This is a genomic window from Chromobacterium sinusclupearum (assembly GCF_002902845.1).
In the GTDB taxonomy this organism is placed as follows: domain Bacteria; phylum Pseudomonadota; class Gammaproteobacteria; order Burkholderiales; family Chromobacteriaceae; genus Chromobacterium; species Chromobacterium sinusclupearum.
In genome coordinates, this window is the sequence record NZ_PPTF01000070.1 from 1 (window position 1) to 11,349 (window position 11,349).

At 60.7% G+C, this 11,349-nt stretch carries 13 protein-coding genes; 3 read left to right on the plus strand and 10 right to left on the minus strand.

Annotation, left to right across the window (positions count from 1 at the left end; genetic code table 11):
• On the minus strand, window positions 1–893 hold an 893-nt coding region (locus tag C2134_RS15370), incomplete at its 3' end, for an Hsp70 family protein (RefSeq protein WP_158248782.1).
• A 122-nt stretch (window positions 894–1,015) separates the two neighbouring features.
• Complete coding sequence (gene grpE / locus C2134_RS15375) at window positions 1,016–1,561, minus strand: nucleotide exchange factor GrpE (protein WP_103321029.1); 546 nt, start codon at window positions 1,559–1,561, stop codon at window positions 1,016–1,018.
• A 444-nt stretch (window positions 1,562–2,005) separates the two neighbouring features.
• Here grpE and aceA point away from each other — a divergent pair, with 444 nt between their 5' ends.
• The 3 genes from aceA to rraA all read left to right on the plus strand — a co-directional run bounded on the left by aceA (window position 2,006) and on the right by rraA (window position 4,379).
• Complete coding sequence (aceA, locus tag C2134_RS15380) at window positions 2,006–3,304, plus strand: isocitrate lyase (RefSeq protein WP_103321030.1); 1,299 nt, start codon at window positions 2,006–2,008, stop codon at window positions 3,302–3,304.
• Between the two features lie 129 nt (window positions 3,305–3,433).
• The gene (locus C2134_RS15385; protein ID WP_103321031.1) at window positions 3,434–3,859 is read left to right on the plus strand and encodes a hypothetical protein; all 426 of its coding nucleotides are present in this window, start codon (window positions 3,434–3,436) and stop codon (window positions 3,857–3,859) included.
• A 34-nt stretch (window positions 3,860–3,893) separates the two neighbouring features.
• Complete coding sequence (gene rraA, locus C2134_RS15390; protein WP_103321032.1) at window positions 3,894–4,379, plus strand: ribonuclease E activity regulator RraA; 486 nt, start codon at window positions 3,894–3,896, stop codon at window positions 4,377–4,379.
• Here the strand turns inward: rraA and C2134_RS15395 are convergent.
• From C2134_RS15395 to folK, 8 genes are all read right to left on the minus strand, one after another.
• Window positions 4,376–4,783 (minus strand): GFA family protein, encoded by a 408-nt coding sequence (locus C2134_RS15395; RefSeq protein WP_439646998.1) that lies wholly within the window; start codon window positions 4,781–4,783, stop codon window positions 4,376–4,378. The two genes, rraA and C2134_RS15395, sit on opposite strands and share 4 nt — an antisense overlap.
• 212 nt (window positions 4,784–4,995) lie before the next feature.
• Window positions 4,996–5,712, minus strand: a complete 717-nt coding sequence (locus C2134_RS15400; RefSeq protein ID WP_103321033.1) for a tetratricopeptide repeat protein — start codon at window positions 5,710–5,712, stop codon at window positions 4,996–4,998.
• A gap of 42 nt (window positions 5,713–5,754) precedes the next feature.
• Window positions 5,755–7,749, minus strand: coding sequence for a bifunctional 2',3'-cyclic-nucleotide 2'-phosphodiesterase/3'-nucleotidase (locus C2134_RS15405; protein WP_103321034.1), 1,995 nt, complete (start codon window positions 7,747–7,749; stop codon window positions 5,755–5,757).
• A 237-nt stretch (window positions 7,750–7,986) separates the two neighbouring features.
• Window positions 7,987–8,367, minus strand: a complete 381-nt coding sequence (gene panD, locus C2134_RS15410; RefSeq protein ID WP_071109377.1) for an aspartate 1-decarboxylase — start codon at window positions 8,365–8,367, stop codon at window positions 7,987–7,989.
• A gap of 25 nt (window positions 8,368–8,392) precedes the next feature.
• Window positions 8,393–9,226 (minus strand): pantoate--beta-alanine ligase, encoded by an 834-nt coding sequence (panC, locus tag C2134_RS15415; RefSeq protein ID WP_103321035.1) that lies wholly within the window; start codon window positions 9,224–9,226, stop codon window positions 8,393–8,395.
• Window positions 9,227–9,245: 19 nt separating this feature from the next.
• Window positions 9,246–10,034: a 3-methyl-2-oxobutanoate hydroxymethyltransferase gene (gene panB, locus C2134_RS15420; RefSeq protein WP_103321036.1), complete on the minus strand. Its 789-nt coding sequence runs from the start codon at window positions 10,032–10,034 to the stop codon at window positions 9,246–9,248.
• Window positions 10,035–10,083: 49 nt separating this feature from the next.
• Window positions 10,084–10,719, minus strand: coding sequence for a deoxynucleoside kinase (locus C2134_RS15425; RefSeq protein ID WP_103321037.1), 636 nt, complete (start codon window positions 10,717–10,719; stop codon window positions 10,084–10,086).
• A gap of 23 nt (window positions 10,720–10,742) precedes the next feature.
• Window positions 10,743–11,231, minus strand: a complete 489-nt coding sequence (folK, locus tag C2134_RS15430; RefSeq protein ID WP_103321038.1) for a 2-amino-4-hydroxy-6-hydroxymethyldihydropteridine diphosphokinase — start codon at window positions 11,229–11,231, stop codon at window positions 10,743–10,745.
• Window positions 11,232–11,349: the final 118 nt, after the last annotated feature.

The window sequence follows — 11,349 nt, forward strand, 5'->3', positions numbered from 1 at the left end:
ATGGCCAGGTGCTTCGGACCGGTGGCGTCCATGGTGATGTACGGCAGGTTCACTTCGGTCTGGGTGGCCGAGGACAGCTCGATCTTGGCCTTTTCCGCCGCTTCCTTCAGGCGTTGCAGCGCCATCACGTCCTGCTTCAGGTCGACGCCTTGCTCCTTCTTGAACTCGGTCACGATGTAGTCGATCAAGCGCTGGTCGAAGTCTTCGCCGCCCAGGAAGGTGTCGCCGTTAGTGGACAGCACTTCGAACTGGTGCTCGCCGTCTACGTCGGCGATTTCAATGATGGAGATGTCGAAGGTGCCGCCGCCCAGGTCGTACACGGCAATCTTGCGGTCGCCTTCCTGCTTGGCCAGGCCAAAGGCCAGCGCGGCCGCGGTCGGCTCGTTGATGATGCGCTTCACTTCCAGGCCGGCGATGCGGCCGGCGTCCTTGGTAGCCTGGCGCTGGCTGTCGTTGAAATAGGCCGGCACGGTGATCACGGCTTCGGTCACTTCTTCGCCCAGGTAGTCTTCAGCGGCCTTCTTCATCTTGCGCAGCACTTCGGCGGAGATTTGCGGCGGCGCCAGTTCCTGGTCGCGCACCTTGACCCAGGCGTCGCCGTTCTTGGCCTTCATGATTTCGAAAGGCATCAGATCGATGTCTTTCTGCACTTCCTTGTCTTCGAAGCGACGGCCGATCAGACGCTTGGCGGCGTAGATGGTGTTCTTCGGATTGGTGACCGCCTGGCGCTTGGCCGGCGCGCCCACCAGGATCTCGCCGTCTTCCACGTAAGCGATGATGGACGGGGTGGTGCGGTTGCCTTCGGCGTTCTCGATCACCTTCGGGTTGCCGCCCTCGATCACTGCTACGCAGGAGTTGGTGGTGCCCAGGTCGATACCAATGATTTTACCCATGATTCAATTCCTTTCTTCGATCCGTTTCGGCTTCGGCTGCGTCACTCGCGATAGCCGGAACCTGTTGTCTCAATAAATATTGGCTATGCCGATCTTTTCAAGAGGCCGGCATGCGCCTTTTTTTATGCTTTGGCCTTGGCCACCACCACCATGGCCGGGCGCAGCACGCGGTCAGCCAGCAGATAGCCCTTCTGCATCACGCGCAGCACGGTGTTCGGCTCGGCGTCGGACTCTTCCGCGCTCATGGCCTGATGTTGGTGCGGGTCCAGCTTGTCGCCCACCTTGGGCGCGATGTCCTTGATCTGAGCCTTGTCGAAGGCCGACACCAGCTGCTTCAGCGTCATGTCCACGCCCATCTTCAAGGTGTCGATCTGGCCGCTCTGGTCCAGCAGCGCCATTTCCAGATAATCCTTGACCGTCACCAGCTCGGCGGCGAATTTGCTGATTGCATATTTATGCGCAGCAGCCACTTCGTCCTGCGCGCGGCGGCGCTGGTTTTCCAGCTCGGCGCGGGCGCGCAGCAGGCTGTCGTTCAGTTCTGCGATTTCCGCCTCCAGCCCGGCAATGTGCTGCTCGGGGGTCTGCTCCAGCTCGGTATGCGCCTCATGCGCTGCAGCGGTCACTTCGTTTTCTACGGCTTCTGCCGCCGGATTCTGATTTTCTTGCATGACGTTTCCTTGGAATTGCACCGGCTAAATTGATGTCCAGACCCAAGGTAGGGCCTTTTGCAGCGATTTCAAGCCCTAGTCGACGCATCTGATCGCGAAGATGGAAAACGAAGATACGCAAATTTCAACTGCCGATTTTTCGCATTGGCAACATTTCTGACCTATGAAGATTCGTTTTTGTGAATGGCTTGTTAGCTTATGAAAACACAAGAATTTTATCTGTGCTGCACCGCACACAAGTGATTTTTTTTGTGCTTATAATGGCCCCACACCAAGGAAGAAACCGTTGCGGACGGCGCAAAATCGCCACCGCGCGCGGACCAGAAAATCATGCCGATCCGGCCTGGTTTGACAAAAATCCGGAACACCGGATGCGCTTAAACGCTATTTGAGGATGCCGGGCCCGCCCGGCAAGCAGAGAAACGTATCGAGAAGGGTTCTAACATGACGACTCGCGAACAACGCATTGCAGCCATCCAAAAAGACTGGGACGAAAACCCGCGCTGGAAGGGCATCAAGCGTGGTTATACCGCCGCCGACGTCGAGCGCCTGCGCGGCTCGCTGCAAGTGGAACACACGCTGGCCCGCCACGGCGCGGAAAAGCTGTGGAAACTGGTCAACACCGAGCCCTACATCAACTGTCTGGGCGCGCTGACCGGCGGCCAGGCGATGCAGCAGGTGAAGGCCGGCGTCAAAGCCATCTATCTGTCCGGCTGGCAAGTGGCCGCCGACAACAACGAATACTCGGCCATGTATCCGGACCAGTCGCTGTATCCGGTGGACTCCGTGCCCAAGGTGGTGGAACGCATCAACAATGCCTTCACCCGCGCCGACGAAATCCAACATGCCAAGGGCCTGGAAAAAGGCGACAAGGGCTATGTCGACTACTTCGCCCCCATCGTCGCCGATGCGGAAGCCGGTTTCGGCGGCGTGCTGAACGCCTATGAGCTGATGAAGTCCATGATCCGCGCCGGCGCCGCCGGCGTGCACTTCGAGGACCAATTGGCCTCGGTGAAGAAATGCGGCCACATGGGCGGCAAGGTGCTGGTGCCGACGCAGGAAGCCATCCAGAAGCTGATCGCCGCCCGCCTGGCGGCCGACGTCTACGGCGTGCCCACCCTGGTGATCGCCCGCACCGACGCCGAAGCGGCCGACCTCTTGACCAGCGACGTCGATCCCAACGACGAGCCGTTCCTGACCGGCGAGCGCACCGCCGAAGGCTTCTACAAGACCAAGAAGGGTCTGGAGCAAGCCATCAGCCGCGCGGTGGCCTATGCCGACTACGCCGACTTGGTGTGGTGCGAGACCGGCACGCCGGACCTGGAGTTCGCCCGCAAGTTTGCAGAAGCCGTCCATGCCAAGCATCCGGGCAAACTGCTGGCCTACAACTGCTCGCCGTCCTTCAACTGGAGAAAGAACCTGGACGACGCCACCATCGCCAAATTCCAGCGCGAGCTGGGCGCGATGGGCTACAAGTACCAGTTCATCACCCTGGCCGGCATCCACAGCATGTGGTTCAACATGTACGATCTGGCGCAGGACTACGTCGCCCGCGGCATGTCGGCCTATGTGGAAAAAGTGCAGGAGCCGGAGTTCGCCGCGCGCGACCGCGGCTACACCTTCGTGTCCCACCAGCAGGAAGTGGGCACCGGCTACTTCGACGACGTGACCACCGTGATCCAGGGCGGCGCCTCCAGCGTCACCGCGCTGACCGGCTCCACCGAAGAAGAACAGTTCCACTAAACCGTCACAAACGGATACAAAAACCGGCTACAACGCCGGTTTTTTTATTTACCCAAAATGACAAAATCATTTTCAGCCCATTTTGGATTATTAAATAACAAATCAAACAAAATTTAGGAGACTTCGAAAATGAAAAAAACTCTCGCCGCCAGCCTGATCGTAGCCAGCAGCCTATGCTTCACCGGCTGCACGTCCATGCGTGTCATCGCGGACAATCAGCAAGCCCTATCCAGCTTGGCAACGCCACAACAAAAACAACTCAAGGCCGGCGACAAGGTCAGCGTCAAAACTAACGATGGCAAGCAATATTTGCTCAGCTTAAGCGGTGTCGATCAACAAGGCCTAGAAGGTAAGCTTGAAGACGGCAATCAAAACATGCGCCTGCCCTGGCAGTCCATCAATGAAATCCAGCTTAGCGAGGTAGACGGCTGGAAAACAGCGGGCTTGGTCGCCCTTATCGCCGGCCTCGCCATCGGAATAGGAGCTTCACTCACCCACTCCACGGCGGCTCAAGGCTCCCACATATATGATGGCGTCGCAGTCGCTGCCCATTAGACGCCATACAGCATTCCACACCTCGGAGACTCTGATGAACCTTGCCACTACCGATCTTTGCGACGCTTTCGAAAATGAAGTTCGTGTTTTGGACCCTATTTTCCACTCATACGGCGGCCATGCCCGTTTCCACGGCCGGATCGTCACTTTGAAGCTGTTCGAGGACAACAGCCTGGTGCGCGCCACGCTGGGCGAAGATGGGCGCGGCAAAGTGCTGGTGGTCGATGGCGGCGGCTCTCGCCGCTGTGCGCTGCTGGGAGACCAGCTGGGGGAGCTGGCGGTGAAAAATGGCTGGGCCGGACTGGTGATAGACGGCTGCGTCCGCGACAGCGCGGCGCTGGGCAAACTGCCGCTGGGGGTGAAGGCGTTGGCGACGCACCCGCGCAAATCAGTGAAGCTGGAAAGCGGTCAGAAGGATCTACCGATACGCGTGGCAGGCTGCGAACTACATCCAGGCGAGTGGCTGTACGCCGACGAGGACGGCGTGATCGTCTGCGCGCGGGAGCTGACTACAGGCTAGCCGCCGCTGCGCTGATGCACCGGCAAGGAGCTCTGCGCGCTGGCGGTGCCCCACTCCACCCGCTGCTCCCACCAGGTATGATGCTCCGGCACCAGGGCCTCCGGGCTGTCCAGCGACGCGGCAGTGACGTCGATCTCTTCCGGATCGGACTCGTGAAAATAAGTCAGCGTGGAGCCGCAGTGCGGGCAGAAGCCGCGCGACACCGCCGCGGAGGAATGGTATTGCACCGGTTTTTCGCCGCGCCACTCCAGTTCGTGCACCCGCACCGTGAACCAGGTGACAAAGGCGGCGCCGCTGGCGCGGCGGCAGCTGCGGCAATGGCAATGCGTCACATGGTAGGGCATGCCGCGTAATCGGTATCTGACCGCACCGCACAAACAGCCTCCGGTCAATCCCACCACCATGTCGCCTCCCTCTTCCCGCGCTCATCCGTTTCGATTGCGCCGGCCAGCGGCCGGCCTAGAGCCTATCGGTCTCTCCAGCCGGCGCCGGCGGAAAAGGATCGATAAGAGAACCTTACACTTTCACTATGCCGCAGCCATGCTGCAAGTGCAAAAAAATTGCGCCGCCCAACTGCCGGGACGGCGCATTGCAGCCTAGACGCGTCACATTTTCGTCAAAAAACCTCAGACTCAAAGTCATGTATGGCATGCGCAGCCAGGTTGAACATCTCCGAAGCCTTGATTTCGTCGCGCGGCAAACCCAGATCGCCAGCCTGATAGGCCATGGCCAGGGTTTGCAGCGCGGCGGGCATTTCCAGCTTGGCGGAGCGCTCGTACCAGTCTAGCGCCCGCTTGGCGTCGGCCTGGACACCTATCCCCTCCTGATAGGCGATGCCGAGCTGGAACATCGCCTCGGCGCTGCCGTGGGCGGCGGCCTGCTCGAACCATTGCTTCGCCGCCATCATGTCGCCCGCATCCTTGGCGCGCAGCCCCAGAACGCAGGCGGCGCCCGCCTGCTGCCTTTCCGCCGCGACGTGCAGCCAATGATTGGACAGGGCGCGGCTAGGCTTCACGCCCAAGCCTTTGGCGTACAGTTTAGCCAGCCGGAACGCCGCCAAGCCATCGCCCCACTCCGCGGCGCGCTGAAACCACGGCGCCGCCTGAGACCAGGCTTGCGGCGTGCCGCTCGCGGCATACGCCTCGGCCAGACTGCGCGCCGCAGCCGGGTCATGCTGGCTTGCCCAATCGTTGAGCCGGGTCCAGGCGGCGCCGTCGCTGGCGTATATCGCCTGCTGCTTGGCCGCGTCCAGCTCCGCCTGGCCAGGGCGTCCGGCGCACCCGCACAGCGCCAGGCCGAACCCCGCCAGCGCGATCCATATGATTTTCTGCATATGCGTGACGGGGACGGCGCAAGCCGCCCCCCCCCTCCCTGCTTACTTGCTCAGGTCCAGCAGATAATCGCCGGTGCCGTCACCGTTATCGCTGCCGCCGCTCAAGCCTTTCAGACCGGCCAGTTGCGCCAGCGGCAGTTGGCCCGCGATGCTCTTGAAACGCACCGGCGCCGCCGTGCTGACCTTGACGAAGCTCCACGGCTGCGTCGATCCATACTGGGCGCGCGTCAGGTTGCCGTTGGCCTTGATGTAGGCGATCAACACATCGCGGTTGGCATCCGGCGCCTGGATGATGGTCTTGGTGCCGTCAATGCCGGGGAAATTGCCGCCGCCGCTGGCGCGGTAGTTGTTGGTGGCCACCACGAACTGCTGGGCAGGATCGACCGGCGCGCCGTTATAGCTCAGCCCGACGATGCGGCTGCCCGCCGGCTTGGTGACGTCGATCTGATACTGCACGCCGTACATGACGTCAAAGTTGAATACCTGGTAGTTGGGGTTGATCAGGTCCTGTGTGGCAGCCGCCGTCGGATCGATGGTGTTGAACATCTGCGCTGATCGCTCCAGCCAGTTCTTCAAGTCTGCGCCCGTCACTTTCACCGCCTGCACCGTGTTCGGATACAGATACAGATCGGCCGCGTTATTGATGGCGATCGATCCCTGCTTCACATCGGTAAAGTCGCTAGAGCCATTGCGTCCGGCCTTGAACGGCGCCGACACCGACAACACCGGCAGCGAGGCGTATTGCGGCAGGTTGGTCTTGATGTACTTGGTCACATAATCTTGCTGCGCCATGTTGACGACTTGAATCGCGCTGACATCCCCCAGCAGGGCGAAGTAGGTATTCATTTCGAAATCGGTGCTGCCGACCGGCGTCTTCACATAATTGATGGTGCCTTGATGCTCGGCGGCGACCAGTTGTCCCACATTCGGATCGGCCGGCACATATGTTCCATCGGCATTCTTGATCGAACGGGTTTCCACCGCGCTCTTGTCGTTTTGCACCACCCATTTGCCGCCGGTGAACTTCAGCGTCAGGTGGATCAAGCCCAGACGATTGCCCCAGTTGCCGCCCATCACGGTGGGCACGCCGTTGACCAGGCCCTTGGTATTGTCCACGCCCTGCATATTGTTGAACTGTGAGCTGGCGGAACCGGGATTGGGGAAGATGTCGTGCGAGTGGCCGATCAGCAGCGCGTCGATGCCGGTCTTGGTCAAGTGCCAGCTGCCGTTTTCCATGGCCGGGCTGTAGCTGGACGGGTCTAGGCCGCCGTGCGACAGCGCCACCACCAGATCGGCCCCTTGCTGGCGCATTTTCGGGATGTAGGTATTGGCGGTTTCCAACAAGCCAGCGGTAATGACCTTGCCCTGCAGGTTCTTCTTGTCCCAATCCATGATGGTGGGCGGCGTGAAGCCGATCACGCCGATATTCAACGGCACCTGGATGCTGGAACCATCCGGCGCCGTGCCGGTAAAGGTCCGTTTCAACAACGTATACGGCTGGAAAATCGGCTTGCCGTCTGCCAGATTATTCACATTCGCCAGCACTTGCGGATAAGACGGGGCGCCGCATCCGGCAGGCTTGCCGATATCGGCCATGCGAAAATCGGTATTGGTTACCTGAGACAAAAATGGCAGGCCGTAATTGAATTCATGGTTGCCGATGGTGCCGGCATCGTACTTCAGGTAATTCATCACCTTATGCACGGCCAGCGTGCTGGCGCACTTCACCGGATTGACCACTGCCTGATAATCGCCCAGCGCGGTGCCTTGAATCAGGTCGCCGTCGTCCAGCAGCAGGTTATTTGGATATTGGGCACGTGCCTGTTGAATCAGCGTGGCCGCGCGCTCCAGGCCAAATGAGGGATTCGCGGCCAGCTTGTAATAATCATAGCTGAGCAAATTCTGATGAATATCAGTCGTTTCCAGCAAAGTCACATCGACCTTGCTGCCCTCTGCCGGCTGATTGTTGGGCGTGCTGGAACAGCCAGCCAATGCTGTCAGCGCAATCGCTGCCAGCGCAAGATGCTTCATCGTCATCACAGTGCCTTTCTTTATTATGCGGCATAAAGCGCCGTCGGCATTTTATTCTCGTTCAAGCGTTTGAAATATAATACAAAATGAATTTTGCATTACCAAAAGGTTAAATCGTGAAAAATACCAAATCATACTGTGCGATTGACTGACAATTACTGCCGATTCCCGTGATCGGCGAAGCTATATCAAAAAAAATGCCGCCCATTGGGCGGCATGTATTCGATATAAACGGCTGCGTATTTAAGCCGGCTGCGTCGGCGTCGCGCCTTTAATTTCAGTGAGCTGGTTATTGCCGTCGACAAACACCAGCTTAGGCGAATGGTTTTTCAGCTCGGCGTCTTCGTATTGCGCGAAGGAGGCGATGATCAGCAGATCGCCCGGCGCGGCGCGGCGAGCGGCCGAGCCATTAACCGAGATCACGCCGGAGCCGCGCTCCGCCTTGATCGCGTAGGTGGCGAAACGCTCGCCGTTGGTGACGTTCCAGATCTGCACTTCTTCGTATTCGAGAATGTCCGCCGCTTCCAGCAGGTTCTCATCAATGGCGCAGGAGCCGATGTAATGCAGCTCGGCATGCGTGGTGGTCACCCGATGAAGCTTGGACTTGAGCATATTGCGTTGCATGACAGCTTTCTTTCTTGTTCCGGATTTAACGGAACACTTCGATATTGTCGATCAGACGGGTCTTGCCCAGGCGCGCGGCGGCCAACACCACCAGGCGCTTCTCGCCAGCATGGGCGATTTCCAGCGTGTCGGCCTGGCGCACTTCCACATAATCCACTACCCAGCCGGCGGCGCTCAGATCGTCGCGGGCAGTCTTTTCCAGCGCGGCGTAGTCATGGCTGCCGGCGAGCAATCCGTCGCGGATGGCGCACAGATTGCGATACAGACGCGGCGCTTCGGCGCGCTCGTCGGCGGACAGATAGCCGTTGCGCGAGGACAAGGCCAGGCCGTCGTCGGCGCGGCCGGTATCGACCGGCACGATGGCGATCGGCGAGTTCAGATCGTCCACCATGGCCTGGATCACATGCAGCTGCTGGTAGTCCTTCTTGCCGAAACAGGCAACGTCCGGCTGCACGATATTGAACAGCTTGGTCACCACCGTGGCCACGCCGCGGAAGTGCCCCGGGCGGAAAGCGCCGCACAGCTCGTTCTGGATATGCGGCGGCTCCACGTTGAAATCCTGCTTGACGCGCGGATACAGTTCGCGCTCGTCCGGGAAGAACAGCGCGTCCACGCCGGCGGCGCGCAGTTTTTCGCAATCGGATTCAAAGGTGCGCGGATACGCGTCGAAGTCTTCGCCCTGGCCGAACTGCAGCCGGTTGACGAAGATGCTGACCACGACTTTGTCGGCTTGCTCGCGCGCGGCCTTGACCAGTTTCAAATGCCCTTCGTGCAGATTGCCCATGGTGGGCACAAACGCCAGCTTGCCGGCCTGTTTGCGCCAGGCGCGCATGTCGGCCACGCTACGGATGATTTCCATCGCTTATTGTCTCCCGGGCTCAGTAGGTATGCTCAGCGGACGGGAAGGTCTTGTCCTTCACCGCCTTGATATAGGCCTGGACAGCGCCCTGGATGCTGCCCGCCTCCTCCATGAAGTTCTTGACGAACTTCGCCTTCTTGCCCGGATACACGCCCAGCATGTCGTGCAGCACCAGCACCTGGCCCGACGTATCCACGCCGGCGCCGATGCCGATGGTCGGCACATTGACGGTTTCGGTGATTTCCTTGGCCAGCGCAGCCGGTACGCACTCCATCACGATCAGGCTGGCGCCGGCCTCGGCCAGCGCCTTGGCGTCGTTGAGGACACGTTGGCCATCATCGCCGCGCCCCTGCACGCGGTAGCCGCCGAAGGCGTTGACGAACTGCGGGGTCAGGCCGATATGCGAGCACACCGGCACGCCGCGCTCCACCAGGAAGCGGGTGGTTTCGGCCATGTAAGCGCCGCCCTCCAACTTCACCATATGCGCGCCGGCCTGCAGCAGGCGCGCCGCGTGGGCGAAGGCTTGCTGCGGACTTTGCTGATAGGCGCCGAAAGTCATGTCGCCCAGGATCAGCGCGTTCTTGGCGCCGCGCGCCACGCAGCGGATGTGATAGGCCATCTCGTCCTCGCTGACCGGCAGCGTGGAATCGATGCCCTGCATCACCGGGCCCAGCGAGTCGCCAACCAGCAGGATTTCCACGCCGGCCTCGTCCAGCAAGCTGGCGAAGCTGGCGTCGTAGCAGGTCAGCATGGTGATTTTCTGGCCTTCAGCCGCCAGCTTGTGCAAGGTATTGACGGTTATTTTCATTTCTCGACTTCCTCGTGTTCCATCGCGGCGCCGCGCGGGACGAACCCGGTCAGACGCTCTTGTTGAAATAACTGCGCTGGCCGCGCATTTCTGCAATGCAGCGGATCAATAACTCGAAGTCCTCGTCGCCGTCCACCAGATTCAAATGATCGGTGTTGACGATCAGCAGCGGCGCGGCCTCGTACTGATGGAAAAATTCGTTATAACCGGCGTGGACGCGCTTGAGGTAGCCCTCGGGGAAGTTCACCTCGTAGTCGATGGCGCGCGCCGCCACGCGCTGCAGCAGCGTCTCCTCGGACGCCTGCAGATAAATCACCAGATCCGGCACCGGATATTCCGGCAGCGCCAGCCTGGCCAGGCGGCGATATAGCGCCAGCTCATGCTCGTCCAGATTCATCCGCGCGAACAGATCGTCCTTCTCGAACAGGAAGTCCGACACCAGCGGCGCGGCCATCAGTTCGCCCTGCAACATGTCGCGCGCGATGTCGGCGCGCTGCGTCAGGAAGCTCAGTTGGGTGGACAGCGCATGCGCCGGCATATTGCGGTAGAAACGCGGCAGAAACGGATTGGCGGCAGGATCTTCCGCCTTCAGTTGCACGCCCCAGTAGGCGGACAGCCGCTTGGCCAGCGAGGACTTGCCCGAGCCTATCGGCCCCTCCACCACCACATATCGCAGTTGACTCATGTTTTTCCTGTTCTTGAGCGGGTTCAGCCGGCCTCGTCCAGCTTTTCGATGCCATCGCCGCTCAGCGCGGCGGCCAGCGCGGAAACGTCGCCCACGCCGGGCAGAATCTCGCCGGGAGCGATCTCGGCCAAAGGCACCATCACGAAGGCGCGGTCGCGCATGCGCGGATGCGGCAGCGTCAGGGCTTCATCGGCGCAAACCATGCCATGGTAATACAACAGGTCAAGATCTAGCACCCTGGGCGCATTGCGAAAGCTGCGCTGGCGGCCGAAGCGCTGTTCGATGGCGAACAGCGCTTCCAGCAAATCCGCCGCAGACAGCTGGGTATCCAGCGCCGCCACGGCATTGATGAAATCGGGTTGGTCGGCGTAGCCGACCGGCGCGGTGCGGTACAGAGAAGAGTGGCGCAGCAACGCGCTGCCGGGCAAATGGCCAAGGGCCGCGAGCGCGGCCCTCACCTGCTGGTCCGGCTGCTCCAGGTTGCTGCCCAGAGCGACATAGGCCAGCGTCACTCAGGGCTCCCCTCGCTGGCGCCCTCGCTGCGCCGGCGGCTGCCGCTGCGGCGACGGCGGCGCTTCTTGGCCGGCTCGTCGCCGCCGCCGCTTTCCCTGGCCTCGGCGATCAGCCGTT

Excerpts from the sequence above, each read along its gene's own strand:
- grpE (WP_103321029.1), bottom strand. The coding sequence starts at position 1,561 with ATGCAAGAAAATCAGAATCCGGCGGCAGAAGCCGTAGAAAACGAAGTG.
- aceA (WP_103321030.1), top strand. The coding sequence starts at position 2,006 with ATGACGACTCGCGAACAACGCATTGCAGCCATCCAAAAAGACTGGGAC.
- C2134_RS15385 (WP_103321031.1), top strand. The coding sequence starts at position 3,434 with ATGAAAAAAACTCTCGCCGCCAGCCTGATCGTAGCCAGCAGCCTATGC.
- rraA (WP_103321032.1), top strand. The coding sequence starts at position 3,894 with ATGAACCTTGCCACTACCGATCTTTGCGACGCTTTCGAAAATGAAGTT.
- C2134_RS15395 (WP_439646998.1), bottom strand. The coding sequence starts at position 4,783 with ATGGTGGTGGGATTGACCGGAGGCTGTTTGTGCGGTGCGGTCAGATAC.
- C2134_RS15400 (WP_103321033.1), bottom strand. The coding sequence starts at position 5,712 with ATGCAGAAAATCATATGGATCGCGCTGGCGGGGTTCGGCCTGGCGCTG.
- C2134_RS15405 (WP_103321034.1), bottom strand. The coding sequence starts at position 7,749 with ATGACGATGAAGCATCTTGCGCTGGCAGCGATTGCGCTGACAGCATTG.
- panD (WP_071109377.1), bottom strand. The coding sequence starts at position 8,367 with ATGCAACGCAATATGCTCAAGTCCAAGCTTCATCGGGTGACCACCACG.
- panC (WP_103321035.1), bottom strand. The coding sequence starts at position 9,226 with ATGGAAATCATCCGTAGCGTGGCCGACATGCGCGCCTGGCGCAAACAG.
- panB (WP_103321036.1), bottom strand. The coding sequence starts at position 10,034 with ATGAAAATAACCGTCAATACCTTGCACAAGCTGGCGGCTGAAGGCCAG.
- C2134_RS15425 (WP_103321037.1), bottom strand. The coding sequence starts at position 10,719 with ATGAGTCAACTGCGATATGTGGTGGTGGAGGGGCCGATAGGCTCGGGC.